Raw genomic sequence first — 24,273 nt, 5'->3', positions numbered from 1 at the left:
CGGGAGGCAAGCCGGCCCGACCACCGGGCACCCAGCGTTCCCGAACGGATGTGCCTAAACTCGGGTGATGACAGCCCCATATCCGTACGCCCTGACCTTCGACCAGTATCGTGAACGTCTGGCCCGCGACCACTCCCGGATGGTCGAGCTGGCCCCATCCTCGCTTGACGCTGAGGTGCCCGCCTGCCCCGGCTGGACCGTCGAGGATCTGCTTCGCCACACGGCGATGGTCTATCTGCACAAAGCCGAGTCCATCCGCACCGGCGCCAAACCGACCGGCACGTGGCCGCCAGCCGAGCTTGCCCTCCTGCAACCGGTACACGCCCTGCAGCAGTGCTACGGACGCCTGACCGAGCAGTTCGACGCCCACGCGCCGGAGGATCCGGCGTTCACCTGGGTCAAGGATGACCAAAGTGTGGGCTTCTGGATCCGTCGGCTCGCCCACGAGACGTCGATCCACCGGTATGACCTCGAATCAGCACTGGATAGTGCCACGCCGATCGACCCGGATCTCGCCACAGACGGCATCGACGAAATCCTCACCGTCATGCTCGTCCGGAGTAAACCCGACGACGACGCCACCGGCGCCACGGTCACCCTGCGCAGTGCCGGACTCGCCTGGACGCTCGCCATCACCCGTGATGTGGTGACCCTGGAGCGCCAGGTCAGTGACCGGGCCGACGCCCAGATCAGTGGCCGACCGTCCGAACTGCTGCTCTGGCTGTGGGGCAGGGGCCCGCTGCCGGAGGGAGCGCGGCCCAGCGCCCCAGCAGAAGAATTGCGACGGCGTCTGGCCTCCGCCACCTAAGGCGACGGGGTCGGGGCCAGGACCGCTACGCCGGGTTCTGCCAGGAGGGCCGACTGCGTCAGACCTTGATATCCTCCGACTGGAAGAGGGCGCTCACCGATTCGCCCGTATGGATACGGCGGATCGCTTCGGCGAAGGCGTTGGCCACGGAAATCACCTTCAGCTTCGGGTGGGCCTTCTCGGCGCCGATCGGGACCGTGTTGGTGCACAGCACCTCGATGACGTCGTCGCGCTCGGCGATGCGTTCCACTGCCCCGTTGGAGAAAATACCGTGGGTGCAAACTACCCGCGCCTTCCGTGCCCCCATTTTGGCCAGATGATCCAGGAGTTCCAGCACGGTGCTGCCGTTGGCGATTTCGTCGTCGAGCACCACAATGTCCTTGTCCCGGACGTCGCCGATGATCGAGGTGATCTGCACCCGGTCATTCTCGAAGCGTTCCTTTGCTCCCGCCGCCACCGGGGTACCCAGCAGCCGGGAGAACGCCGTCGCGGCCTTCGCGTTACCGAGGTCCGGGGACACCACGATGGTGTTACTCAGGTCGAGGCCCTGGAAGTGGGCGGCGAGTTCGCGGAGCGCGTGCAGCTGGTCAACTGGCACCCCGAAGAACGCCTGCACCTGCGGTGCGTGCAGGGTCATGGTGAGGACCCGCGACGCTCCGGCGGTGGTCAGGAGGTCGGCTACCAGCTTGCCGCCGATGGAGATGCGCGGCGCGTCCTTCTTGTCGGAGCGGGCATAGGAATAGTGCGGCATCACCGCGGTGATCCGGCCGGCTGAGGCCCCGCGGGCGGCATCGATCATCATCAGCAGCTCCATCAGGTTCTCCTGGACGGGCTTGACCAGCGGCTGCACGATGAACACGTCACGTTCCCGACAGTTCTCAAGCAGTTGCACCTCCAGACAGTCGTTGGCGAAGCGCTGTAACCGGGAGGGGAGCAGGGGTACACCCAGATGCCCGCAGATTTCCTTGGCGAATCCTCCACTTGCTTGTCCACTGAAAACGGCGATCTCTTTGATCAACGGTTTACCTTTCACGGCAGTTGGTGGGGATCATATTGTGCTCCCATTGTGGTACAGATTGCGTCCCCGCGGGTCCCTTTGAAGTAACGTGGATGCCGGATCGGGGTCCTCCGAACCGACGATGACGTCTATTCCAGGAGCACACACCCATGCCAACCTCCGGTCCCGCCTCAAAACAGCAGACGTCGGTGGTGTCAGCAGCCATGCGTCCGATCAACTCGGTGGTGGAACGCTTCCTGCCCAGCGCACTGGTGTTCGCCGTCGTCCTCAGCCTCGTGGTCGCCGGGGCTGCACTGATCTTCACCGACGCCGGACCAGTGGACGTTCTCACCGGGTGGGGGGACGGCCTGGCCGGGCTGCTCGCCTTCATGACCCAGATGGCACTCATCCTGCTGCTGGGGCACGCGCTCGCCCACACCGGGCCAGTCAGGAAACTCCTCGCCCGTCTCGGCGGCATCCCGCGGAGCCCCATGCAGGCCTACGTCTTTGTGTTCGTGGTCGCTGCGACCGCCTCGCTGATCACCTGGGGCCTCGGCCTCGTCGTCGGCGGCCTGCTCGCCAAGGAAGTTGCCGCGCAGGCACGCGAACGCGGCATGGCCCTGCACTTCCCCATGCTGGTGGCGGCGGGATTCTCCGGGTTTGTGGTGTGGCACATGGGCTACTCGGGGTCCGGTCCGTTGACCGCCGCGACCGAGGGCTCCTTCATCGCCGAGCAGCTCGGCCGAACCGTCCCGATCTCCGAGACCACCTTCTCCTGGTGGAACATCACCGCCGCGATCGCCACCATCATCCTGGTCGCTGCCGCACTGGCCCTCGTGTCCCCCCGTGCTGGGGACAGGATTATTGAACTGCAGGTCGACGCCCGGCACTCCGACAACGTCACCCTCGACGACGACGTCGTCACCCCCGCCGACCGCATCGACGCCAGCCGTATCCTCACCACCGTCGTGGGGTTGGCCCTCGTCGCCTACCTGGTAGTCCACTATGTGCAGGGCGGCACCGCCACGCTGGACATCGTCAACTGGACGTTCCTCGCCCTGCTCTTCCTGTTGGTGCGGAGCCCCTTCGAACTGATCGCGCTCACCAAGAACGCCGCCTCGAACGTCGGCGAGATCCTGCTCCAGTTCCCCCTGTACGCCGGAATCATGGGCATGATGACGACGACGGGCCTGATCAATGTGGTTTCCGACGCCTTCGTGAACATTGCCAACCCGACGACGTTCGGGCTGTTCGCGCTCCTGTCCGCGGGGCTGGTGAACTTCTTCGTCCCCTCCGGCGGGGGGCAGTTCGCTGTGCAGGCACCGATCATGCTCGACGCCGCCGAACGGCTGGGCGTGGACCCCGCTATTGCGATCATGGCCGTCTCGTACGGTGATCAGTGGACCAACATGATCCAGCCGTTCTGGGCGTTGCCACTACTGGCCATCGCCGGTCTGAAGATGCGCGACATCCTCGGGTACACCATGGTCACCCTGATCGTCTCCGGGGTGGTGTTTGCCGGGATTCTACTGATCGTCGGAGCCGGCTAGCGGTCACCCGGAGCTATCGGCCACCGCCGGTAGGCCCTGCTCCTTCACCAACCGGCGGAGCCCGCCCTTCGGTGGCACCACCACGGGGGTGGGCCACCGGGGCTGGAGGTTATCACCCAGGGTGACCCGCCGGATCTTCCGGCCAGCCAACGGCAGCACCCAGTCATGGATCCACCGGCGCTGCGCGGTCTCCCACTCCCTGAACGTCCTCGGCGCCGCGGGCTCCCAGACCTTGAGCTTCACTGAGTGCTGGACTTCAAGGAGGTCAAGCACCCGGGCTGCCATGTATTTGTGGCCGGCCTTCGACATGTGGAGGCGGTCCGGACCCCACATTCGGCGGTCCTCGTACGCGTCGAATCCCCAATAGTCCACCAGCTCAGCCCCGTACCGGTTGGCGACGCGGCGGACGCCGTCGTTGTAGAGCTGGTGGCGCTTGCGGAGCAACCGCAAGGCTGGTGAGACGTTGACGTCGTACCCGGTGAACAGCAGCAGCCTGGCACCGGTGGCGGCGAGAGAAGCCACCAGGTCCTCGTAGGCCCCCAGGAGGTGAGGCAGTGACGTGCCGGCGTCAAGGATGTCATTGCCCCCGGCGTACAGCGTGATCAAGGTGGGGCGCAGGGCCACTGCCGGGCCCAGCTGCTCAGCGGCGATGTGACGCAGTCGTTTGCTGCGGACCGCGAGGTTGGCGTATTCCCACCCGGGCTGGTCCTTGGCCAGTCTTTCAGCCACCCGGTCGGCCCACCCGCGAACCCCGTTGGGCAGGTGCTTGTTCGCATCCCCTACCCCTTCGGTGAAGGAATCGCCCAGCGCAACGTACAGCGGGCTGCGCTCACTCATGCCGGGCAGGCGACCGCTCCGCCCCGGGCCAGGCGGTAGGTCACAGCGTCAGGTTCAGTTCCGCAGGCGAAGCAGCGCATGTTCCTCAATCACTTCTTCGTAGTGCTGCACCAGCAACTCGCACAGCACCGGCCAGGTGCGGCCCTGGACGCTGGCGAAAGCGGCGTCGGCGAAGGCCTGCCGTTTGGCGTCGTCGCCGATCAGGTCCACCACGTGACGGCGCAGCTGGGCAAGGTCACCCGGCGGGTAAAGCCACCCGGTGCGTGACACATCGACGAGGTCAACGGGCCCGCCCCGGCCGGTCGCGACCACGGGTACGCCGGACGCCATGGCCTCCTGGATGGTCTGGCAGAAGGTTTCCAGTTCACCGGGATGCACAAACAGGTCGAGGCTGGCCACTGCGGTGGCCAGGTCGGCGCCACCGAGGAATCCGGTGAAGACTGCGGTGGGGAGCGATTCTTCCAGCGCACCGCGTAAAGGCCCGTCACCGATGATCACCAGCCGCGCGTTCTCGATGTCCGCCAGGACCCGGAGGTCTTCCACCTGCTTCTCGGCGGCGAGCCGGCCCACATACCCGATCAGCCGCTCCCCACCCGGCGCCACCGCGGCCCGGAAGGTGTAGTCACGATGCCGGGGGTGAAACCGCCGGGTATCAACGCCTCTGCGCCACAGGTGGACCCGGGGGATACCGTGCCCCCGGAGCTGGTCCACTGCCGAGGTGGAGGGGGCGAGCGTTCTGTCCGCCCCGTCGTGGATGTTTTCCACCCGCTGCCACGCCCAGTTCGCGAGGAACGGCACCCCATACCGGGCGGCATACCCGGGGACATCGGTTTGGTAGACCGCTACTACCGGGATGCCGAGTTGCTCAGCGGCCCGCACGGCACGCCACCCCAGCTCGAACGGCGACGCCAGGTGGATAACGTCGGGGGCGAAGCCTGCCAGGATGGTGCGCACCCGGGCCACACCGCCGAGCGCCACCCGGACACTCCCGTACCCGGCCAGCGGGACAGCGGGCAGCCGATGGATGCGTACTTTTTCTCCGCCCACCGGTTCGGTTCCGCCGGCACCAGAGGGAGCAATGACCAGCACCTCGTCGCCGCTGGACGCGAAATGCTCCAGCATTTTTTGGACGGAATGGGTTACCCCGTTCACGGCGGGCAGGAATGTTTCGGCAACAATCACGATCCTCACACCCCCACCGTGACACCCCCGGGTTGGCTGGCGATGACTTCCGGGTGGCCAGTATCCAACCTCCCGGTGAACACCTGGAGACGCGCACAGGTGCGCTGGCGCTAGACAAACACGCCGCACCCTTTAGGGCCAGAGCAGGGCACGGGACCAGCCGGACCCCTCCCTGACATACCTCAGCCGCAAGTGGCGTCGTTCCTGGTCGGCCTGCCAGAATTCAACGCTGTCCGGGACCACCGTGTAGACAGTCCAGGTGGCGGAGCCGGGCGTCGGCCCGTCGCCCTCCAGAGCCTGCGCCCGGGCCTCGACGGCGTCATCCAGTTCCGTGCGGCTGCGTAACTCACTGCTTTGCTGACCGGCCAGCACCAGGGCGCGGGCCACCGGGTGACGACGCCGGAAATCGGCGTCGTTTTCCTCCGCACCGGCAGGGCGGACGGCACCCCGCACCCGGATTTGGCGGCCCACCGTTGGCCAGAACGCGGTAAGCGCAGCCACCGGAGATCCCTGCAACTGGCGGCCCTTGGGACTGTCGCTGCTGCTAGCGAAGGAAAACCCGCGGTCGTCAACGTCCTTCAGGATCACCACCCGGGCATCCGGGACCCCGTCGGCATCGACTGTGGACACGGTGACCGCATGCGGGGCGGCCACCCTGGCATCGACGGCGGCCGCCAACCAGTCAAGGAAAAGGTCAATCGGTGAGCCGGGCGCCGCGTCGGTGGCGAACTGGGGCAGGGCGTCGGGGAAGGCAGGCACACCACTGACGATGTTCCGCAGCGATCGTTGATCATTCATCCCACCAGCGTAGGCCCGACGCCGCGCTAAGGTCGATCAATGACATCCCACGAGGACCGTTTTACGGGCGGACGAAATTACACTCGCTGGACCACCCCGGTGGGCCGGTTCCTGGTCCGCTGTGTCCGGGTTCTGGCGGGCTGGATCGGACCGCACTGGGCCCTCCTGCTGATCCTGGTCCTTGGCGTGGGGGTCGCCGTGACCCTCGCCGTCGCCTCCGCCGAGGTGTATGAGGCGGTCGCTGAAACGGACGGTATCGCCGTCCTGGACCAGCCCGCACTGGATGCTGCGGTGCAACTACGCAACCCGGTGCTGGTGGCGCTTGCTACCGGATTCACCTTCCTGGGCGGCCCACTGGGGATGCCCATCCTGACCGCGGCAGCGATCACCGCCCTATGTGTTAGCCGTCGGGCCGTCACCCCGCTCATCCTGGTGGCAGTCGCGGCGGCCGGTTCGCTGCTGATGACCGTTCTCGGGAAGAATGCCGTCGGCCGGCTCCGACCGCCCCTCGAGTTCGCTGTCCCCCCGTCCGAGTCCTCGCCGTCGTTCCCCAGCGGGCACACGCTCAATGCCATGGTGATCAGCGGCATCATCGCCTATCTGCTTGTTCTGGGCGCGCACCGCAAGCGCACCCGCGTCCTCATTATTGGCGGCGCACTGCTGTTCACCTTCCTGATGGCGGCGACCCGCGTCTACCTGGGTCACCATTGGGTCACGGACGTGGTGGTCGCCGCCACGCTGGGCCTCGGATGGCTGGCGCTGGTGATCACCACGCACCGGCTCTGGCTCACCATCGTCGGCCGTCGCCACGCAACACCGCAGGAAGATCCGGCGTCTGGTTAGGCGTGGGCCGGCGCGGTGGTGGCTGGCGCCGTCGGGCCAGTCGGCCACCGCAGCAACGCGGCTATCCGGTGCGGGTCGAGCGCTCCGGACGGGAACAGGACGACGTCTGCGTCAGTAAGCGCCGCGGCGCGGAGCAGCGCCGACGGCGCGGGAATGGTTCCGATCAACCGAACACCGGCCGTCTCACTCGTCGATGCGGCCAGCCACGGTTCGGCCGCCAAAGCCAGTAATCGTTGCTCGTCCCAGGCCGACCGTTCCACCAGCAGGGTGCCCACCTGAGCCTGCTGCAGCGCGTGCACTACGGCGCCGAGACCGGTCACCGACCCGGGATGTTCCCTCCCCTGCCGATTGTCCAGCCGTTCCAGCAGAAGCTTCTGCTCACTGGCGATGCAGTCCGCCACCCGGGATGCCACCTGCCGGGCGAAGGCGTCCCGATCAGCACCGTCGGTGCGGGTGTGGCTCTCGATGACAGACAGCAGGGTTTTGCTCGCCTCCGACAGCTGTTCGGCCACCAGGTTACGGGCACGGATATCCCCGGCAACGATCAGCAGCCTGGCCCGGCTGCTGCGCACCACCCGGTCAATCTCGCCAGCAATCTCTGCGGCGTTGGCACGCCAGATGTTCTCGGTCCGGTGCTGAAAACCGCCCTGCGACGCCCCACCGCCGGGGATTTTCTTCAGGTTTTCGGTGGACCCTGCCACCTCGGTGCTTTCGTCGTCGGAGGTATTGGCGTGGTGCAGGTGGATGACGCCGCCGTCACGGCCCACCTCGGCCACCACATAGGCGAACTCCTCGGGTCGGTGCCGGATAAGCGGAACCAGATTCGGGACGGGCCCGACGTCGAGCACCTCCGCCATCACCAGCCGCCCGGGCAGGAACTCGTCGACGTGGACCTCACCGTCATTGACCAGAAGAAACCGCGCCACCGGATCCGGCAGGCCCTTCGCGGATCGAGTCAGCGCGGCGCTGACCGCCGTGAGATCGGTCTTGTCCGCCCCGGCCCGGTGCAGCGCGGCCGTGATGGCGTCAGGTCGCGCGTCGTCGGCGTGGAGGGAGTCTCCCACTCCTGTGCTGGCGTCGGTGTAGATGGTGCACCAGGGACCAGGCCGCTTGTACAGCTGGCTGTAGGAATGCAGTGCGCTGATCATCCCGCACCGCCTGGATCCCGCTCACGGCGGTTGTGCCGCGGCGCCCTGATTGACCGTTCTGTGGTGCCCCGCTTACACATGGCGGGCCTCCTGGTTCCTCCGGTGATCGACTTTGAACTGACCGGAAATGTAGGGTTACATTCGGTTTACCACTCTTCGCCTCGGATGAACAGACCCAGATGATGCGCAGCAAATCGGTTGCACCCCGCAGGTTCGACGATCGGCAGGACGCCGGCCGCCAGCTCGCCCGTGACCTGCTCGGTCTGGCGGGTTCCCCCAGCCTGCTGGTCCTTGGTCTCCCCCGCGGCGGGGTGCCGGTTGCCGCCGAGATTGCGCTGTCGTTGGGATGCCCACTCGACGTCGTCCTGGTCCGCAAAGTGGGGGTGCCCGGATGGGGGGAGCTGGCCATGGGCGCTGTCGCCACCATCGGCGGGAGCCTCAGCACGGTGCGCAACGGACGGGTGATTGCGGGGCTGACGGGTGACGGCGAGGCTACCTTCCGGGCCGCAGCCGCGCGGGAACGAATCGAACTGGGACGCCGGGACGTGCTGTTCCGGCAGGGGAGGCCACCGGTGGAAGTCGCGGGACGGACGGTGGTGCTGGTCGACGACGGCGTGGCCACCGGGGCCACCCTCCGCGCGGCAATCGAGGCGGTCCGGCCCCTCCATCCGGCGGAGTTGATCGTTGCCGCGCCGGTTTTCCTGGGTCAGTCCTTGCCCCGCGTTCAGGCGGTGGCCGATCGGGCAGTCTGGCTCTGGGACACCCCCACGCTCGGCTCGGTGGGGCAGGCCTACCGGCATTTCGAACCGGTGCCCGATGATGAGGTACGCCGGCTGCTCGCGGCGTGACCGCAGAGCCCGGAATAGAACGGACCCCTGACGCAGTTGACATAACTAGATAGCTGGCAGTCGCTGGCGCGCCCACCGATCCATCACTTTCCTGGAGGACCACCATGCCCACAGCCAGCCTCAACGCCGAACCCTGCCGGACCGACCCCACCCCCGGTAGCGGGAGCCGCATTCGCAGCCTGCGCTCCCTCAAGCGCGGCGACCGCATCGAAGCGCGGCTGCACAGCGAAGTGCTGTACCGCGGGCAGGTTGAGGAGACCGCTCCCGGCCTCGGCACCGTCTGGATGCGCGACGAGGCAGTGGACGCCCGCCTCGCACTCAGTCAGGACGACTTCACGTTCTGGACCACCTGAACCCACCTTTCTCACCTGAATCGGCCACAATAGGGGGCATGGATTCTCTCTTGCCCCGGGAGCGTACCGACCCGGCACCCGGCGCCGTCCACCTCTCCGGCTGGCTCACCCTGGACCAACAGCGGGAGTTGGTGGAGGCGTGCCGCGGCTGGGCAGCAGGTCCTGTACCAATGCGGGCGGCGCGCATGCCGAACGGCTCGCAGATGTCGGTCAAGACCGTCTGCCTGGGCTGGCACTGGCAGCCGTACCGTTACACCAGGACTGCCGACGACGCCGGCGGCGGCCAGGTAGCTGACTTCCCTGAGTGGCTGGCCGAGATGGGCCGCGATGCGGTGACAGCAGCCTATGGCGCCCCGGATCGCTACGCGCCCGACGCCGCCCTCATTAACTTCTACGACGACGCCGCGTCGATGGGCATGCACCAGGACAAGGACGAGCGGTCACCCGCACCAGTCGTTTCCCTGAGCATCGGCGACTCGTGCGTCTTCCGGTTCGGCAACACCGAGACCCGAAACAAGCCCTGGACCGACCTTGAGCTCGAGTCAGGGGACCTCTTCGTGTTCGGCGGGGCATCCCGGTTCGCGTACCACGGGGTACTGAAAACCCATCCGGGGACCGCTGACCCGGCTCTTGGCCTCAAGGGACGCCTGAACATCACCCTCCGGGAGACCGGCCTAGCGTGAATCGGCGCGGAGTCTAGACCATCATCCCCCGCACGTAGGAGGCCTGGCCCGCGTGCTGATAGCAGTCCTCGATGACGCTGACCAGACGGACCCCGAGGGTGACCGGTGGGTTCCAGGAGATGTCAACAATCCGGTTCAGATCGGCCTCACCGAGACCGGCCAGGTAGCCCATGGTGCGGGCGTGAACGGCATCGTAGTAGTCCACCAGCAGCTGTGCCGAGCCGGTGCGTACCTCATCCACCTGGGCTGAGGTGTGCCCATACCCGGTGTCAGAGCCGTCGAGGTTCAGGTTGAACCGCTCGGACCACCCCCTGCTGGTCCAGAGTTCCGGAACCTTGGCAGCGTCGGCCAGGTGGTTATCCTGGACCCGCGCCAGATGCCAGATCAGCCACGCCACCGAGTTCCCGCGCAGGCCGCCGGGAAGCGTCGGCCGAAAGGCCAGTTGATCCGCGTCGAGGTCCTTCACCGCACGGCGGACAGCGTCCGGGATCCGGCCAAAAGCCTCCTCCAGAATGTCGATTGAGCTCATCTTTCCAGTCTCCCCTTCAATAGATCACACGGGTTCCGCCTACCCATTTACAGGCCGGCCTCTCGGTAAAAGCCCTCAATATGTTCGGCAATCAGCGTCGAGGCAGTCAGCCCCGGCGAGGCGTCGTCGTCGTCGCGCGCCAAGATCGCCTGATAGATGGCCCGGTGTTCCGAGCGGAGACGATCCGCCGTGGTGGTCCAACTGGGGAGGCTGCTGGTGAGCCGGAGGGTATACGACTCGATTGATCCGCGCAGTGAGGACATCATGGCGCCGATGAGGACATTGCCAGCAGCTTCGGCGAGGGCCACATGGAACAGCGCGTCGAGGCGCAGGAACTCTTCGGTGGCCAGACCGGGGGCGTCCATGTGGTCGAGGAGTGCTGCGGCGGTGGCGATGGAAGGCGCACCCGCCCTCGCCTGGCCGGCGGCCCAGGTTTCCAGGAGCAGCCGGGTCTGGACAATGTCCTCCACGGGAAGATGCGAGCTCGCCACATGGAAGCGGAGGGCAGAGCCGAGGGCGACGGCCGGATTGGCGGTGATGACGGTGCCGGCCCCCGGCCCGGATCCCACTCCCGCCCGCACTACGCCCATCGCCTCGAGAACGCGGATACCCTCCCGGGCCGAGGCGCGTGAGACGTTCAGCTGTTCGGCCACTGCCCGCTCGCCTGGGAGCCGCTGGCCGACGGCGAGCCGGCCAGCCGCCAGCTCAGCCTCGATCCAGGACAGTACGAGCTCATGGTTACGCATGTCCCCATGCTAGCCAGTGGTCCGACCACAGGCGAGGGGCAACGGTGACAGAAGAGGGAAATGCTTGCGCGGCCGGTCCACTGGACGGTAGAGTCCACCAAAAGTCGTGTGGTCCTACCACACCCGGAGCGAAGCGAGGACAGCATGCCTTCCCAGATTCCCCCAGCACTTAAACGACGCATCCCGAAGGTCAGCGACCTGGCACCGCTGATGCAGTTCCGGAAGCCGGAGCTGGGCTCCGCCGCCCGGCTGAAGCGGGCCAGCACCATCTGGGATTTGCGGGATATCGCCAAGCGGCGGACCCCCACCGCCCCCTTCGACTACACGGATGGAGCCGCCGAGGCGGAAATCACCCTGCGCCGGGCGCGGGGTGCCTTCCTCGATCTTGAGTTCCGGCCGGGAATCCTCCGCAACGTTGAGACGGTGGACACGTCGGTGTCGGTGCTGGGTCAGCGGTCGGCCCAGCCCTTCGGTATTGCCCCCACCGGTTTCACCCGCATGATGCAGTCGGAAGGTGAGTACGCCGGCTCCCAGGCAGCTGAGGCCGCGGGAATCCCCTATACCCTTTCCACCATGGGCACCGCCTCCATCGAGGATGTGGCGGCGGCGGCGCCTGATGGCTGCAATTGGTTCCAGCTGTACCTGTGGACCGACCGCGACCGGTCAATGGAGCTGATCGATCGCGCGGCCAAGGCAGGCAACGACACCTTGATGGTCACCGTTGATACGGCGGTTGCCGGGTCACGGCTCCGGGATGTACGCAACGGGCTCACCATTCCGCCGGCTCTCACAGTGAAGACGGTGCTGGATGCGTCCTACCGGCCGGCTTGGTGGTTCAACTTCCTCACGCATGAGCCGCTGGCTTTCGCCTCGCTCTCCCGCTACTCAGGCACCGTGGCGGACCTGATCAACTCGATGTTCGACCCCACCCTCACCTACGAGGACCTCGACTGGCTGCGTGACGTCTGGAAGGGAAACCTGGTGGTCAAGGGGATCCAGACCGTCGACGACGCCAAGAAGGCTGTCGACCACGGCGTGGATGGCCTCGTGTTGTCCAACCACGGCGGCCGCCAACTGGACCGCGCCCCGATTCCCCTGCATTTGGTGCCCGACGTCGCTGCCGCATTGAAGGGCAAGACCAGCATCATGTTGGACACCGGCATCATGAGCGGCGGCGACATTGTGGCCGCCCTGGCGCTCGGCGCCGACTTCACCCTGATCGGGCGCGCCTACCTGTACGGACTGATGGCTGGGGGACGGGCTGGCGTGGATCGGTCGATCGAGATCCTCAGCAAGGAGACCGCACGGACCATGCAGCTGCTCGGCGTCAACAAGGTGGAGGACCTCAACCCTGACCACGTCCGGCTGCTCCAAGGTTCCTGAGGGACGCCGCGCTAGTCTCCCCTGAGCGCCCGGCGGGCGTCAGCCTGACGGTTTCTGCCTTCTTCCACGAGATCGTCACTGCCCTTGGCGCTTCCTGCCACCTCGGTGGCCACCCCTTTGAGCTCTTCGGAGAGGATGTCCACCGCCTGCAGTGGCGCTACTTCCACCCCCTCGTCGGGGAGCTCTGCAACGCGGGTGACGGCGTCGTCGTCGTGCGCCGCTGATCCCCGGTCGGCGTGGTCGACGCAGAGCCGCGCCACCTCCCGGGCATGGGCATGCATCACAGAATGGGCGGCGCCTTCAACCTCAAACGCGCTCGACGTTGGAAGCCGGGAGGAGAGGGTGGCAATCCACTCCGGCGGGCACACGGCGTCGTGCTGCCCCCGGATCAGGAGCGTGTCCGCCCGGATCCGCTCGGCTGTGTCCTCGATCCGGTAGGTCAACATGTTCGGGAGTACCCTGAAAAACCAGTTGAACCCGCAGAACAGATAGGCGGTCACGGCAAGGACCTTCACCCGGAACGGTTCCCGCCAACTGGACGTCGCGAACCGCCAAGCCTGCGTGGCGAGTTTCCGACGTTCAGAGTCCACCACGGGGCTGATCAACACGATCGTGCTCAGTCCGGGGCGCCGCGATGCCAGATCGGCAACCACCTGGGTGCCCATCGAGTGCCCCACAATCACGGGGTCCGGCGCGTCAAGCGAGTCAATGACATCGCCTAGGAGGTCGGCGTACTCGGTCATCGACAACCCACTGCGATTGTGGGGTACTCCCCCAAAGCCGGGGAGGTCAAGGGCATACACCGGGCCGTACTGCTCAAGGTGGGGTGCGAGTTGTTCGAAGTAGTGGGAGGAAACGCCAATTCCGCAGACCAGGACAAACGGTCGTTCCCCAGTGCTCCCCACGGAGCTGACACGGGTCCAGAGTTTCCCGCTATACACCCGGTCGACACTAATTCTTTCAGTTTTATTTCCGGCCACGCTTCATTATCGACGATAAAACGTTCAAGTGTCTTCCTTTGAGGCTAGGATCAATCTTGAGACCCCTTGAGCGGGATTTCAATGACTACTGGGGATCAAGCGAATGGAGCACCAGCGGATGAATTATCCGTTGCAGTACCGGCGTGCTCGTGCGCTGGTCTACGCGGTTCTCCTGTTCTGGCTGTGGGCCTGGCTGGGCAGCAGCTTTTTCATCGCCAGCCTGTTCGGCTCGCCTGTTCACGCTCTGCTGGCCATGTACGCCCTCACCGTTGCAGTCCTCGTGTCCATCCCTGTTCTGCTTTTGGCCGTCGCGCGGATGCTCCTCACCCGCAGACGCCCGACCGCCCGGTCCGCGCCCGCCACCCTTGTCAGCGAGCTCAGCACCAAACGCACAGCACCGATGCCGCCCGCACACGAGTCCGACTGGTGGTTCTCGGACAAAGCGTCCTGAGTTAGGCAAAACCTGCGCTAATCCTTCGCGTATTTCGGAAAGCCTTTGTCAATTTGGGGCGGTTCCCGTAGGGGTCGCAAATCTATACTTTTGGGGTGACCTAAAGAGGTTCGGCGCTCGTTTGCGCCGGACCTGTTTTGTGTAAGACCTCCCGGGATCTGCAGCAAAGCGGTCAAGTCTCTCGCCCCGGTTGAGTTAGGAAAACATATGCGCGTCTTCAGGCGATCCGCTGCGGCCTTAACCGGCCTGATCCTCTTGGCATCGACCCTTCCCGCCATGACCGCCGCGCCGGCCACAGCCGCGCCCGTCGCTCCTGCCGAATCAGCTCTCGTCGAGCCAGCGCCGGAAGCATCACTTGCCCCCGAAGGCACGGCGGTCGTTGAGCCGGCCACCCCGACGTCGGCCATCCCGGACAGCAAGGACATCGCCGAGCCTGCTGATGGCGCTCCGCGTTCTGTCCACACCTACGAACCCGGCTACGACTTTGAAACCAACGGGCAGCCGCTTGGCCTTCAGCGTGAAGGCGCAGCAACCGCGCAGCCCATGGACGTTCCGGCGAATGTGGTGCCCGCCCAGCGGCAAGGCACCATCAAGGTCAAACTGGTCACCGTGAAGCTCGCTGACAGTGCGAGCACGGTGTCCATGGCCAATGCCGTCAACTCGGTGAATGTGTCAAGCAACTATTGGAAATCAATGTCGAACAACCGGCTCTCCATGTCGGTCACCTCCCAGGTTGCTGAACACAAATCCAAGGCGCGCTCCACCTGGTCCTACAACGACATCATGAACCAGGTCACCAACGAACTCCGGTGGACCTACAGTCCTTACACCGCTCTGGTCGTCTTCATCCCCACCGCACTCCAGGGGGGCATCCTCGGGTACGGCTGGAGCAGCAACGGCACCAGCGGTCGGATTCTGATGCCGCAGATGAGCAACTTCACCACCAACGTGGTGACCCATGAATTCGGACACGTCCTCGGATTGATGCACGCCGATGCGCTGCAGTGCACCAACGGCCAAAGCGATATTCCTTCCTTCTCGGGTTCCGGCTGCTACATCCGTGAGTATGCCGACACCATGGACCTGATGGGCTCGGCCCAGTGGTTCCAGACACCCGTCATCAGCTCCAGCTTCTGGGACTACGGCAAGTTCGGTCGCGGGGACGAGATCCGCAACGTGGGCGTCGCCTCGGGCCGCAAGACCTACACCCTGAAACCCTGGGCTGGCACTGCATCCAACCGGGCGGTCAAATTTACCGATCCGAAGAGCAAGGAAGTCTATTACCTCGAGTTGCGGGCACCGGTGGGCTACGACAAGGCCCTGGCCGTCAATGGAAACTTCGGGGTGAAAATCGTTCAACTCGGCGGCGCCGCCCCGAATGCTTCGCTGGTCCTGATGCCCTCCACCAAACCCTTCGCCGGCTACTACGCACAGAACCACGCATGGAAGGCAGGCAGGACGTTCACCACCCATGCCGGCACCAAAGTCACCATCAACTCACTGTCCACGAGCGCCGCGACCGTCACCATCGATGTCGGCGGGCCGTTCACCGACATCTCAACGTCGGGCTTCCAGGGCGAAATCGAGTGGCTCCACACCAAGGGCCTCGCCACCGGCTGGTCGGACGGCACCTACCGCCCCGCCGCCACCATGAACCGCGACGCCATGGCAGCCTTCATCTACCGGCATGCGGGGAGCCCCGCCTTCAAGGCGCCGGCGCGGAGCCCGTTCCGGGACGTCCCGATCACCAGCCTGTACTACAAGGAAATCGCGTGGATGTCCGCCATGGGCCTGTCCACTGGCTGGGGCGATGGTTCGTACCGTCCACTGCAGCCCATCAGCCGCGATGCGATGGCGGCCTTCATGTTCCGCTACACGGCTGACGCCTGCAACCTGGGCGGAGCCGCAGGATTTACCGCTCCCTCAACGGCACCGTTCAGCGATGTCCCACGGGGCACCGAGTTCTATAAGGAAATCGCCTGGATGAAGCAGACCGGCGTATCCACCGGATGGAGCGACAGAACCTTCCGTCCACTGGACAACATCACCCGCGAAGCGATGGCCGCATTCGTGTACCGGGTCGACGGCGTCCAGCGCAGTCTTGGCGGCTGCCGGCTCTAGCCCGAACCGCAACAGGTCTTACTCTCCGAGGGAGACAGGTCTTTGGCCTCCCTCGGAGAGTAAGTTGGGGTAATGGATTCCGCGAAGCAGGCCGACACCCGGGTGTCCGAACTCATCACCCGGATCGAGCTCGAAATGGCCGAGCTGCAGTTCCCTGGTTTCACGCTGCACGACTCGCTGTCCCTCGGCCAGCGCCTGGTCACCCTCGGCGCCGACCGGGGATTGCCGATCGCCATCGACATCAGCCGGGCCAACCAGGTGCTGTTCCATGTGGCCCTGCCCGGCGCAACCCCCGACAATGACCTGTGGGCGGCAGCGAAGGCCCGCACCGCGGCCCGATACCAGGAGCCGTCGTACCTCGTTGGTCTCCGCGCCCAGCTGAGTGGGACTCCGATGGAGGACAACCCGCTGTTCGACACCACAGTCTTCGCTGCACACGGTGGATCCTTCCCGCTCTACGTGCGGGGTGTGGGGCCGGTGGCCACCGTGACCGTCTCGGGTCTCCCCCAGCGGGACGACCACGATCTGGTGGTGGAGGCGCTCCGAGGTCATCTCGACGCCTGAATACGGCAGGGTTGCTGACCTTCCAGTAAGGTAAATAAGTGGACTTCTCCCTCACCATTGCGGCAGGCCATGTCAACGCCTGCCCGATGACACCGCGGCACTCTCCGCAGTCATCCCCGGGGGACACCTATTGCGCAGTAGCGGATGCCTCCCGCTACCCGGTGACCGGCATGGCTGCCGACGCCGAAACAAGGCACAAGATTTCGGCCGGTCACGGCCACCCTGCGGCAACCCGCAGCTCGCACATATCAATTGAAAACGAGTAAATACTGTGAATAACAAGACCACCCTGAACGCTCCACCGGCCTTGGCAAAGGGCAGCATGCGCATCGTCGCACTCGGTGGGCTCGGCGAGATCGGTCGCAACATGACCGTGTTCGAGTTCAACGGCAAACTGCTGATCGTCGACTGCGGCGTGCTCTTCCCCGAGGAAGTCCACCCCGGCGTCAACCTCATCCTCCCCGACTTCTCGGCGATCCGGGACCGCCTGCAGGACATCGTCGGCGTCGTCCTGACCCACGGCCACGAAGACCATATCGGCGGCGTCCCCTACCTGTTGAGGGAACGGGCTGATATCCCCCTGATCGGGTCCCGCCTGACTCTCGCGTTCATCAAGGCAAAGCTCAAGGAACATCGCATCAACCCCAAGACCATCCAGGTCGAAGAGGGCGCCCGGAAGCCGATGGGTCCCTTCGACCTTGAGTTCCTGGCCGTCAACCACTCCATCCCCGACAGCCTGGCCGTCGCCATTCGCACCAGCGCCGGAATGGTCCTCCACACGGGTGACTTCAAGATGGATCAGTTCCCGCTGGACCGTCGGATCACCGACCTCGTCGGCTTCGCCCGGCTCGGCACCGAGGGCGTCGACCTGTTCCTGACCGACTCCACGAACGCCGACGTCCCGGGGTTCACCACGTCCGAGAAGGACCTCCTCCCGGCGATCGACACGGTGTTCCGCACCGCGCCCCGCCGCATCATCGTGTCCAGCTTCGCCAGCCACATCCACCGGATCCAGCAGGTCATCGACACCGCGCACCGGCACCACCGCAAGGTGGCCTTCGTGGGCCGCTCGATGGTCCGCAATATGACCATCGCCCGCGAACTGGGCTACCTGACCATCCCCCGCGGTATCCTGGTGGACTTCAAGAAGCTGCAGCAGTCCGACGATCACAAGGTGGTCCTCATCTGCACTGGCTCGCAGGGTGAGCCTCTGGCCGCACTGTCCCGCATGGCCGGAGGCGACCACGCCATCCGCATCGGCGAGGGTGACACGGTCCTGTTGGCGAGTTCGCTGATTCCCGGCAACGAGAACGCCATCTACGGCGTCATCAATTCCCTCACCCAGCTGGGAGCCAATGTGGTCCACAAGGGCAACGCGAAGGTTCACGTCTCGGGTCACGCCAGTGCCGGCGAGCTGGCCTACTGCTACAACATCGTCAAGCCCCGCAACGTCATGCCGGTGCACGGCGAGTGGCGTCACCTGAAGGCCAACGAGGCCATCGCCGTCGCCACCGGCGTTGACCCAAAGAACGTGATCCTCGCGGAAGACGGCACCACCATTGACCTGGTCAATGGCAAGGCCACCGTTTCCGGCAAGATTGCTGCCGGACTGGTCTTCGTCGACGGCGACAGCGTAGGACACACCACCGAGGACACGCTGGAGGAACGGCGCAGGCTCGCGGAGGAGGGCGCGGTGACGGTTCTGGCCATCATCGATGCCAAGACCGGCGAAGTGGCCGAGCCTCTCGAGTTCTTCACCAAGGGATTCGAATGCAGTCAGGATGACCTCGACAAGGCGTCCGACGCCATCGAGAAGTCGCTGGCCAACCCGGGCGGCGGACGCAACGGCGGCAACAACGATCCAGAGGACGTCATCGAGCGGGCCACCGCCTCCTGGATGCGCCGGTTCTACAACCGGACACCAGTGGTCACGGCGATCGTCGTCGACGCCTAACCGGACGTGCCTGGCACCCCCGGGACGACCGATAACTGTGTCGGCGTACCGGGGGTTTTCTCTTTCCATGCTTCTATTAGGGTGGGGGGCAGCCGCCCGCCAGATTGATGGGGAGCATGGCGGGCAGCCTGAAAACACGAAACCAATCCGCGCCGAGCTCTTTCCTGCTCCTGGCCCGGCCCTTTGGGTATGCACTGTGTGCACTTATCTGGCTGGTGCTTTTCCTCGTTGTGATCGGGATGTCACTGGTCGCTTTCCCGCTCGCGTTTGCCGACATGGGACCGCTGCGGGATAGCAGGGGCGTGGCCAACGCGTTGGCGGATCCATCGGAAGGCCTGGCAGCTATCGTCGTCCTGCTCTTACTGCCGCTCCTCTGGGGCGGTATTTTCGCGTTTCTGTTGGTGGCAACTGGGGCGATGGCGGCGTTGAGTGTGATGTTCATTGCACGCGCGCTGAACGGCAACTACGCGGGCGAGAAGCTGAGCTACTCAACCAACGAGACTGATGTGATGGGCGGACCAAGCCCGGGCGGGGTGGCGATGTCGCTGCAACCTGTCCGATCGACTCCTGTTTCCGACTTCCTTATCCGCGCCTACTGGGCAGGGTGGAAGCCAGGGGTGAAACTGTATCTCGCCGCCAGCATTCTGGGTGCGGGCTACTTGTTTACCATCGCCTGGGTCTTCTGGCCCGCCGAGGGTTGGTTCTGGCAGCTGCTTTGCCTGGTTATCTCCCTGGGCCTTGCTGCCTGGGGTGCTTGGCGATACAAGGTGGCCTTCGTCGAACGCGGGAAAGCCTCATCTCAGGGAGATCCAGGTGCTTCATCGTTGCCGACTGCTTCGACCCAGTCGATCACTTCATCAGAGAAATAACCGGGTTGTCCCGCCCCGCTGACACCTCTCAGGTCGGGGCCACCCACCTGCCTGATCTCGTCGACGATGGGAACTGGCACCAAGTCACCGTTGTTCGCGATCAGCCAGTCACGCGTCGCCTGCTGCAGTTTTGACCACCATTGCTCGATTTCCATACGGGAAGTGTGGCACTTTTCCCACGGGCCGAAAAGCCAGCTCTAAGCGCAATCAGGGCGCGATGCGCAGATTCTCCTTGGGCCCGTGTTGATCAGTTGTTGACGAACGCTTCGGGGGCTTGTCGACCAGGCTACGACGGCTTACCCTAGTCCCATGTATAGCGTGGGCGTTCGGTGAAGCTGTCATGACAGCATCGGACCCCGGTCGCCTTGGCCACGTGCGCTCAGCGTTCTCGGGAGATCACACCCGCCAGATCCTGACCTGTGTGGCAGCTGCCGCTCAAGTGCTTCTTCCCACGTTCTACGGCCCACGATTCCGCGGCGAGGACGCGCCACCCAACGTGATCCAGCCGGCTGCCTATACCTTCACAGTTTGGTTTCCCATTTTTGCCTCATCCACCGGATATGCGGTCTATCAGGCTCGCGCCTCCGAACGCACCAAGGAGATATGGCGTGAGGCAGGCTGGCCCCTTGCCGGTGCCTTTGCCGTAACCGGACTCTGGGCGCCGTTGGCGCGATCAGGTCGATTCTGGAGTGCCCAAGCAGCATTGACTGCTCTTACCGTTCTTGCCGAGACGGGACGGCGTCGAATCGCCCGCGCCGAAACAAGAAACCAGCTAAGCACAACGGAAGTAGCGATGGCGGCTCCTGCAGCGGGAATGCTATCAGCATGGGGACAGGCGGCATGCGGAGTGAACCTTGCCGCAATGCTCGTCTCCCAAGACATCATTCCTGCCGGGCCCAAGTCCGCAGCGGCGGGAGCTGCCCTTCTCGCGGCGCTCGGCACACTCGGCGCGCGGGCGGTTGCCGGGCCCGAGCGGAGGAGCGTTTCCTCCCGCATGTACGCCGGAACTCTGGTGTGGGCGTTCGCTGGTGTGGTGATCGGACAACGCCATCGGTCGAAGTCCGCAGTGGCGACAGCGGCTTGCGCTGCCCTGACGATTCTGACGGTCGGAGTACGCAACCGTGACACAAATTGAAGACCCTGCTTGACGGCTAGAAACCCCAGCCGGCGTCCAGTGGTTTGACGCTTCAGGACGCGGGCCAGCAGGCGCTGGTGCTCCAACCCACACCCCACCCAGGTAACGGTCCAAAAGGGTAAGTCCACCGCACCCCAGCAGAACTTCCACGGGTCGAAGACCCTCGCGAGTGGAGCTTAGGGGAATCGAACCCCTGACCTTTTCATTGCGAACGAAACGCTCTACCAACTGAGCTAAAGCCCCGCAAAAATTACTGTAGCAAACGGGTGCGCAATGCCGGAGTAACCTCAAAGAATGACCACACACCGCTCCGCTGAGGAGCAGACCGAGATCAACGCCTGGCCCGCCTTGTGGGCGCTGGTGATCGGGTTCTTCATGATCCTGGTGGATTCGACCATCGTGTCGGTCGCCATTCCGGCGATCATGAACGGGCTGGGGGCGGATCTGGACAGCGTGGTGTGGGTCAACAGCGCCTACCTGCTGGCGTTCGCGGTGCCCCTCCTGATCACGGGTCGGCTTGGTGACCGCTTCGGTCCGCGTCGCATTTACCTCGCCGGGTTGACGGTGTTCACCGTGGCCAGCGTGTGGTGTGGGCTAGCCGGGTCGGTGGAAATGCTGATTCTCGCCCGGGTCCTGCAGGGATTGGGTGCCGCGATGATGACACCCCAAACCATGGCGGTCATCACTCGGATCTTTCCACCGGAACGCCGCGGTGCCGCCATGGGGCTGTGGGGTTCAGTGGCCGGCGTCGCCACCCTGGTGGGCCCCGTGCTGGGCGGCCTGCTGGTCGACTCGCTCGGCTGGGAGTGGATCTTCTTCGTGAACGCGCCAGTCGGCGTCGTCGGGCTGATCCTTGCCTACCGGCTAGTGCCACGACTGCCAACCAATAGCCACAGTTTCGACTATCTTGGCGTCGCCCTGAGTGCCGCAGGCATGTTCTGCTTGGTTTTCGGTATCCAGGAGGGCGAAACCTACAACTGGGGCACCATCGCCGGGCCCATATCGGTCTGGTCGCTGATCATCAGCGGGTTGGTCCTGCTCACCGCTTTCATCCTGTGGCAGAGATATAACCGCAAGGAACCCCTCGTTCCACTGGACCTGTTCAAGGACCGCAACTTTTCCCTGGGCAACACGTCGATCTTCGCCATGGGCTTCGCCATCACCACCGTCGCTATCCCCCTGATGCTCTACGCGCAGAACGTGCGCGGCTTCTCCCCCACCGAAGGGGCCCTGCTGCTCACCCCGATGGCGATCATCTCCGGTTCACTCGCTCCCCTGGTCGGGCGGATGGTCCAGCGCGGAAACCCCAAGTACATGGCCGTCTTCGGATTCTCGGCCATGTCCGTGTCACTGTTCTGGCTGGGCGCCATCCTCACCCCCGAGGTGCCGGTCTGGGCGCTACTCCTGCCCATCTCGCTGCTGGGCCTCGCGAGCGCCGGAATTTGGGCGCCGGTCTCCCTGACCGCAACGCGGAACCTGCCGCGGTCAGCGGCGGGTGCCGGTTCGGGCGTCTACAACACCACTCGCCAGGTGGGGGCGGTGCTCGGCAGTTCGGCGATCGCCGCCATGATGTTGTCCCGCCTGACCGCGAACATCGGCGACGGCGGTGCCGACGCGGTGCCCGGTCAGCAACTTCCGGAGTCGCTGCAGGCAGGCTACGCCGCGGCAATGGGCGAGTCACTGTTCCTCCCCGCAACGGCCATCCTCATCGGACTGGGTGCGGCGCTGTTCTTCGCGCGACCGGAACGCCGGACCGGCTGGGCTGGCGACGAAAAACCATCGAACGTTCCAGTCGGGAGCATCAATGGGAAACCCACCTTGACCTAGCTGTTCCGGGGCGCCCTCCTGGTGAGCAACCCGAACACGAGGGGTCAATCTGGGAGTGGCGACAACTACGGCCGGTTCGCTTTCCCCCGCCACAGACCCCACACCGCTAGCGGGTGGTTGCCTCTAATAACTACCTGTACGCTCTAGGCATGGCTGATGACACCCCAGACTCCACGACCGACGACTCCACAGCACCCGACAAGGTCAAAGAGGTCAAGGAAGTGACCGACGACTTTGCCGTCCGGCAGCACACCACCGGATCGGGCCTGAAGTACACCAGCACCACCGGTCGGCTGGTCCTCCGGCGGGAGGAGACGAAGGACGGCAAGGCTGACGGGTTCAAGCCCAAGGCCGAAATCTTCATCGTTGCCTACACCAAAGACACCGATCCTGACGACGCTGGCCAGGCCAACCAGCGCCCGGTCACCTTCGCGTTCAATGGCGGTCCGGGATCGGCGTCGATCTGGCTACACCTGGGCCTCCTGGGCCCGCGCCGGGTGGATTCCGGAGACACCGGGGCCATGACCCCTGCGCCCTTCGGCCTGGTGGACAACCCTGAAACCCTGCTTGAGCACAGCGACCTGGTCATGATCGACCCCGTCAACACCGGCTTCTCCCGGGTCGTTGAGGGCGAAAAGTCGGACGAGTTCCATGCCTTCATCGAGGACCGGGACCTGGTGGCTGAGGTTATCCGCCTCTGGACCACCCGCAACAACCGGTGGCTCTCCCCGAAGTACCTGGTCGGTGAGTCCTACGGAACCCTCCGCGCGGTTGCCGTCGCCGGGCGTCTTTTCGATGCCTACGGCATGGCAGTCAACGGACTGGGGCTCATCTCCACCGTGCTCAACATGTCGACGCTGCGGTTCTTCCCCGGAAGCGATGTGCCCTACGCCCTGCACCTTCCGACCTATGCTGCCATCGCCCACTTCCACGGCCGCCATCCGGGCCGGGATCTTGCCGAGGTCGTCGGGGAAGCCGAGGAATTCGCCGCCAAGGACTACGGGTACGCCCTCACGCAGGGCAGCCGGCTGACCGCCGCGGAGTACGACGACGTCGTCGCCCGCCTCGCAGCAATCACCACCCTCGACGAAGCCTTCATTCGCCGCACCAACCTGCGGTGGCAGTACGGCGAGTTCGCCACCGAACTGCTCCGCGCTGACGGTCTGGCGGTCGGCCGGATTGATGGTCGGTTCAAGGCGCAGCCCGCCAACCTACAGGACTCGGCGATGACCGACGATCCGAGTATCCGGGCCATCACCGGGCCCTACGCGGCAGCCATGAACCACTATGTCCGGGCAGAGCTCGGCTACGAGAACGACCTCCCCTACGAGGTACTGACGGCACGGGTGCACCCCTGGAGTTACAAAACATTCGAGGGCGCGCCCGTTGATGTGAGCCAGACCCTTGAACGTCTCCTGGTCCACAACCCCACCCTTCGGGTGCATGTGGACTACGGCTATCAGGACGGCGCAACCCCGCATTTCGCCGCAGAATACGTGTTTGCCCACATGAACCTGACCGATCAGATGAGGGCCAGGTTCACGCATCACTATCATGAGGCCGGACACATGATGTACCTCAAGCCCGAGTGCAGACTGGCGCAGCTGGCCGCACTGAGGGACTTTGTCACGCACACCAGCTAGAACTCCCGTGTGCCATCCTAAAGT

General features: G+C 65.0%; 25 protein-coding genes and 1 tRNA gene. 16 read left to right on the top strand and 10 right to left on the bottom strand.

Annotation, left to right across the window (positions count from 1 at the left end):
* Nucleotides 1-67 precede the first annotated feature (67 nt).
* On the top strand, nucleotides 68-808 hold the full coding sequence (locus tag IWX62_RS02710) for a maleylpyruvate isomerase family mycothiol-dependent enzyme (protein WP_196839796.1): 741 nt from the start codon (nucleotides 68-70) through the stop codon (nucleotides 806-808).
* Between the two features lie 58 nt (nucleotides 809-866).
* Here IWX62_RS02710 and IWX62_RS02705 read toward each other — a convergent pair whose 3' ends face one another.
* Entirely contained in the window at nucleotides 867-1,823 is a 957-nt protein-coding gene (locus IWX62_RS02705) for a ribose-phosphate diphosphokinase (protein ID WP_196839865.1), read from the bottom strand.
* Between the two features lie 152 nt (nucleotides 1,824-1,975).
* On the opposite strand from IWX62_RS02705, the gene IWX62_RS02700 reads away from it, so the two are divergent.
* Nucleotides 1,976-3,355 carry a short-chain fatty acid transporter gene (locus IWX62_RS02700; RefSeq protein WP_196839795.1) on the top strand — a complete coding sequence of 460 codons (1,380 nt, stop codon included), beginning with the start codon at nucleotides 1,976-1,978 and terminating at the stop codon, nucleotides 3,353-3,355.
* Nucleotides 3,356-3,358: 3 nt separating this feature from the next.
* Here the strand turns inward: IWX62_RS02700 and IWX62_RS02695 are convergent, their stop codons facing one another.
* The 3 genes from IWX62_RS02695 to IWX62_RS02685 all read right to left on the bottom strand — a co-directional run bounded on the left by IWX62_RS02695 (nucleotide 3,359) and on the right by IWX62_RS02685 (nucleotide 6,172).
* The gene (locus tag IWX62_RS02695; RefSeq protein WP_196839793.1) at nucleotides 3,359-4,192 is read right to left on the bottom strand and encodes an SGNH/GDSL hydrolase family protein; all 834 of its coding nucleotides are present in this window, start codon (nucleotides 4,190-4,192) and stop codon (nucleotides 3,359-3,361) included.
* 54 nt (nucleotides 4,193-4,246) lie between these two features.
* Nucleotides 4,247-5,383, bottom strand: a complete 1,137-nt coding sequence (locus IWX62_RS02690) for a glycosyltransferase family 4 protein (RefSeq protein ID WP_196839791.1) — start codon at nucleotides 5,381-5,383, stop codon at nucleotides 4,247-4,249.
* A gap of 123 nt (nucleotides 5,384-5,506) precedes the next feature.
* The gene (locus tag IWX62_RS02685) at nucleotides 5,507-6,172 is read right to left on the bottom strand and encodes a pyridoxine/pyridoxamine 5'-phosphate oxidase (protein WP_333483155.1); all 666 of its coding nucleotides are present in this window, start codon (nucleotides 6,170-6,172) and stop codon (nucleotides 5,507-5,509) included.
* A gap of 39 nt (nucleotides 6,173-6,211) precedes the next feature.
* On the opposite strand from IWX62_RS02685, the gene IWX62_RS02680 reads away from it, so the two are divergent.
* On the top strand, nucleotides 6,212-7,015 hold the full coding sequence (locus IWX62_RS02680; protein WP_196839789.1) for a phosphatase PAP2 family protein: 804 nt from the start codon (nucleotides 6,212-6,214) through the stop codon (nucleotides 7,013-7,015).
* Here IWX62_RS02680 and IWX62_RS02675 read toward each other — a convergent pair.
* Nucleotides 7,012-8,163, bottom strand: coding sequence for a baeRF2 domain-containing protein (locus IWX62_RS02675; protein ID WP_196839788.1), 1,152 nt, complete (start codon nucleotides 8,161-8,163; stop codon nucleotides 7,012-7,014). The genes IWX62_RS02680 and IWX62_RS02675 overlap by 4 nt on opposite strands.
* 179 nt (nucleotides 8,164-8,342) lie before the next feature.
* Between IWX62_RS02675 and IWX62_RS02670 the strand changes: the two genes are divergently transcribed.
* The 3 genes from IWX62_RS02670 to IWX62_RS02660 all read left to right on the top strand — a co-directional run bounded on the left by IWX62_RS02670 (nucleotide 8,343) and on the right by IWX62_RS02660 (nucleotide 10,047).
* A complete protein-coding gene (locus IWX62_RS02670) occupies nucleotides 8,343-9,011 on the top strand; it encodes a phosphoribosyltransferase (RefSeq protein ID WP_196839787.1) in 669 nt (222 codons plus the stop codon).
* 104 nt (nucleotides 9,012-9,115) lie between these two features.
* The gene (locus IWX62_RS02665) at nucleotides 9,116-9,364 is read left to right on the top strand and encodes a hypothetical protein (RefSeq protein ID WP_196839786.1); all 249 of its coding nucleotides are present in this window, start codon (nucleotides 9,116-9,118) and stop codon (nucleotides 9,362-9,364) included.
* 38 nt (nucleotides 9,365-9,402) lie between these two features.
* The gene (locus tag IWX62_RS02660; protein ID WP_196839784.1) at nucleotides 9,403-10,047 is read left to right on the top strand and encodes an alpha-ketoglutarate-dependent dioxygenase AlkB family protein; all 645 of its coding nucleotides are present in this window, start codon (nucleotides 9,403-9,405) and stop codon (nucleotides 10,045-10,047) included.
* Nucleotides 10,048-10,060: 13 nt separating this feature from the next.
* Here IWX62_RS02660 and IWX62_RS02655 read toward each other — a convergent pair whose 3' ends face one another.
* Entirely contained in the window at nucleotides 10,061-10,576 is a 516-nt protein-coding gene (locus IWX62_RS02655) for a mycothiol transferase (RefSeq protein ID WP_196839783.1), read from the bottom strand.
* Nucleotides 10,577-10,623: 47 nt separating this feature from the next.
* Entirely contained in the window at nucleotides 10,624-11,322 is a 699-nt protein-coding gene (locus tag IWX62_RS02650) for a FadR/GntR family transcriptional regulator (protein ID WP_196839782.1), read from the bottom strand.
* A 144-nt stretch (nucleotides 11,323-11,466) separates the two neighbouring features.
* Here IWX62_RS02650 and IWX62_RS02645 point away from each other — a divergent pair, with 144 nt between their 5' ends.
* Nucleotides 11,467-12,705, top strand: coding sequence for an alpha-hydroxy acid oxidase (locus IWX62_RS02645; RefSeq protein WP_196839781.1), 1,239 nt, complete (start codon nucleotides 11,467-11,469; stop codon nucleotides 12,703-12,705).
* Nucleotides 12,706-12,716: 11 nt separating this feature from the next.
* Here IWX62_RS02645 and IWX62_RS02640 read toward each other — a convergent pair whose 3' ends face one another.
* On the bottom strand, nucleotides 12,717-13,646 hold the full coding sequence (locus tag IWX62_RS02640; RefSeq protein WP_196839780.1) for an alpha/beta fold hydrolase: 930 nt from the start codon (nucleotides 13,644-13,646) through the stop codon (nucleotides 12,717-12,719).
* Nucleotides 13,647-13,803: 157 nt separating this feature from the next.
* Between IWX62_RS02640 and IWX62_RS02635 the strand changes: the two genes are divergently transcribed.
* The 6 genes from IWX62_RS02635 to IWX62_RS02610 all read left to right on the top strand — a co-directional run bounded on the left by IWX62_RS02635 (nucleotide 13,804) and on the right by IWX62_RS02610 (nucleotide 19,644).
* Nucleotides 13,804-14,136, top strand: a complete 333-nt coding sequence (locus IWX62_RS02635; protein WP_196839779.1) for a hypothetical protein — start codon at nucleotides 13,804-13,806, stop codon at nucleotides 14,134-14,136.
* A gap of 276 nt (nucleotides 14,137-14,412) precedes the next feature.
* Nucleotides 14,413-16,257 carry an S-layer homology domain-containing protein gene (locus IWX62_RS02630; RefSeq protein ID WP_333483154.1) on the top strand — a complete coding sequence of 615 codons (1,845 nt, stop codon included), beginning with the start codon at nucleotides 14,413-14,415 and terminating at the stop codon, nucleotides 16,255-16,257.
* Between the two features lie 72 nt (nucleotides 16,258-16,329).
* On the top strand, nucleotides 16,330-16,821 hold the full coding sequence (locus IWX62_RS02625; RefSeq protein ID WP_196839777.1) for a heme-degrading domain-containing protein: 492 nt from the start codon (nucleotides 16,330-16,332) through the stop codon (nucleotides 16,819-16,821).
* Between the two features lie 38 nt (nucleotides 16,822-16,859).
* Entirely contained in the window at nucleotides 16,860-17,087 is a 228-nt protein-coding gene (locus IWX62_RS02620) for a hypothetical protein (protein WP_196839776.1), read from the top strand.
* A 56-nt stretch (nucleotides 17,088-17,143) separates the two neighbouring features.
* Entirely contained in the window at nucleotides 17,144-18,775 is a 1,632-nt protein-coding gene (locus IWX62_RS02615) for a ribonuclease J (RefSeq protein ID WP_196839863.1), read from the top strand.
* A 116-nt stretch (nucleotides 18,776-18,891) separates the two neighbouring features.
* Complete coding sequence (locus tag IWX62_RS02610; protein ID WP_196839775.1) at nucleotides 18,892-19,644, top strand: hypothetical protein; 753 nt, start codon at nucleotides 18,892-18,894, stop codon at nucleotides 19,642-19,644.
* Here the strand turns inward: IWX62_RS02610 and IWX62_RS02605 are convergent.
* Nucleotides 19,575-19,799: a hypothetical protein gene (locus IWX62_RS02605; RefSeq protein ID WP_196839774.1), complete on the bottom strand. Its 225-nt coding sequence runs from the start codon at nucleotides 19,797-19,799 to the stop codon at nucleotides 19,575-19,577. The two genes, IWX62_RS02610 and IWX62_RS02605, sit on opposite strands and share 70 nt — an antisense overlap.
* Nucleotides 19,800-19,984: 185 nt before the next feature.
* Between IWX62_RS02605 and IWX62_RS02600 the strand changes: the two genes are divergently transcribed.
* Entirely contained in the window at nucleotides 19,985-20,779 is a 795-nt protein-coding gene (locus IWX62_RS02600) for a hypothetical protein (protein WP_196839773.1), read from the top strand.
* A gap of 170 nt (nucleotides 20,780-20,949) precedes the next feature.
* On the opposite strand, the gene IWX62_RS02595 is transcribed toward IWX62_RS02600, so the two are convergent.
* Nucleotides 20,950-21,022 (bottom strand) — tRNA-Ala (locus IWX62_RS02595).
* Between the two features lie 51 nt (nucleotides 21,023-21,073).
* Between IWX62_RS02595 and IWX62_RS02590 the strand changes: the two genes are divergently transcribed.
* Nucleotides 21,074-22,606 carry a DHA2 family efflux MFS transporter permease subunit gene (locus tag IWX62_RS02590; protein ID WP_196839772.1) on the top strand — a complete coding sequence of 511 codons (1,533 nt, stop codon included), beginning with the start codon at nucleotides 21,074-21,076 and terminating at the stop codon, nucleotides 22,604-22,606.
* A 149-nt stretch (nucleotides 22,607-22,755) separates the two neighbouring features.
* Nucleotides 22,756-24,249, top strand: coding sequence for a S10 family peptidase (locus IWX62_RS02585; RefSeq protein WP_333483153.1), 1,494 nt, complete (start codon nucleotides 22,756-22,758; stop codon nucleotides 24,247-24,249).
* The last annotated feature ends 24 nt before the right edge of the window (nucleotides 24,250-24,273 follow it).

Origin of the sequence: Arthrobacter sp. CAN_A1 (genome assembly GCF_015751665.1) — a bacterium.
In the GTDB taxonomy this organism is placed as follows: domain Bacteria; phylum Actinomycetota; class Actinomycetes; order Actinomycetales; family Micrococcaceae; genus Arthrobacter_D.
Note: the sequence above shows the minus strand (reverse complement) of the source record. Positions and strands in the feature narration are given on the sequence as shown.

What these genes read in the sequence shown, in the direction of transcription:
- IWX62_RS02635 (WP_196839779.1), top strand. Translation starts at nt 13,804, where the DNA reads ATGAATTATCCGTTGCAGTACCGGCGTGCTCGTGCGCTGGTCTACGCG.
- IWX62_RS02600 (WP_196839773.1), top strand. Translation starts at nt 19,985, where the DNA reads ATGACAGCATCGGACCCCGGTCGCCTTGGCCACGTGCGCTCAGCGTTC.
- IWX62_RS02625 (WP_196839777.1), top strand. Translation starts at nt 16,330, where the DNA reads ATGGATTCCGCGAAGCAGGCCGACACCCGGGTGTCCGAACTCATCACC.
- IWX62_RS02675 (WP_196839788.1), bottom strand. Translation starts at nt 8,163, where the DNA reads ATGATCAGCGCACTGCATTCCTACAGCCAGCTGTACAAGCGGCCTGGT.
- IWX62_RS02645 (WP_196839781.1), top strand. Translation starts at nt 11,467, where the DNA reads ATGCCTTCCCAGATTCCCCCAGCACTTAAACGACGCATCCCGAAGGTC.
- IWX62_RS02710 (WP_196839796.1), top strand. Translation starts at nt 68, where the DNA reads ATGACAGCCCCATATCCGTACGCCCTGACCTTCGACCAGTATCGTGAA.
- IWX62_RS02650 (WP_196839782.1), bottom strand. Translation starts at nt 11,322, where the DNA reads ATGCGTAACCATGAGCTCGTACTGTCCTGGATCGAGGCTGAGCTGGCG.
- IWX62_RS02680 (WP_196839789.1), top strand. Translation starts at nt 6,212, where the DNA reads ATGACATCCCACGAGGACCGTTTTACGGGCGGACGAAATTACACTCGC.
- IWX62_RS02660 (WP_196839784.1), top strand. Translation starts at nt 9,403, where the DNA reads ATGGATTCTCTCTTGCCCCGGGAGCGTACCGACCCGGCACCCGGCGCC.
- IWX62_RS02700 (WP_196839795.1), top strand. Translation starts at nt 1,976, where the DNA reads ATGCCAACCTCCGGTCCCGCCTCAAAACAGCAGACGTCGGTGGTGTCA.
- IWX62_RS02670 (WP_196839787.1), top strand. Translation starts at nt 8,343, where the DNA reads ATGATGCGCAGCAAATCGGTTGCACCCCGCAGGTTCGACGATCGGCAG.
- IWX62_RS02585 (WP_333483153.1), top strand. Translation starts at nt 22,756, where the DNA reads ATGGCTGATGACACCCCAGACTCCACGACCGACGACTCCACAGCACCC.
- IWX62_RS02590 (WP_196839772.1), top strand. Translation starts at nt 21,074, where the DNA reads ATGACCACACACCGCTCCGCTGAGGAGCAGACCGAGATCAACGCCTGG.
- IWX62_RS02610 (WP_196839775.1), top strand. Translation starts at nt 18,892, where the DNA reads ATGGCGGGCAGCCTGAAAACACGAAACCAATCCGCGCCGAGCTCTTTC.
- IWX62_RS02665 (WP_196839786.1), top strand. Translation starts at nt 9,116, where the DNA reads ATGCCCACAGCCAGCCTCAACGCCGAACCCTGCCGGACCGACCCCACC.
- IWX62_RS02655 (WP_196839783.1), bottom strand. Translation starts at nt 10,576, where the DNA reads ATGAGCTCAATCGACATTCTGGAGGAGGCTTTTGGCCGGATCCCGGAC.
- IWX62_RS02685 (WP_333483155.1), bottom strand. Translation starts at nt 6,172, where the DNA reads ATGAATGATCAACGATCGCTGCGGAACATCGTCAGTGGTGTGCCTGCC.
- IWX62_RS02630 (WP_333483154.1), top strand. Translation starts at nt 14,413, where the DNA reads ATGACCGCCGCGCCGGCCACAGCCGCGCCCGTCGCTCCTGCCGAATCA.
- IWX62_RS02695 (WP_196839793.1), bottom strand. Translation starts at nt 4,192, where the DNA reads ATGAGTGAGCGCAGCCCGCTGTACGTTGCGCTGGGCGATTCCTTCACC.
- IWX62_RS02605 (WP_196839774.1), bottom strand. Translation starts at nt 19,799, where the DNA reads ATGGAAATCGAGCAATGGTGGTCAAAACTGCAGCAGGCGACGCGTGAC.
- IWX62_RS02615 (WP_196839863.1), top strand. Translation starts at nt 17,144, where the DNA reads ATGCGCATCGTCGCACTCGGTGGGCTCGGCGAGATCGGTCGCAACATG.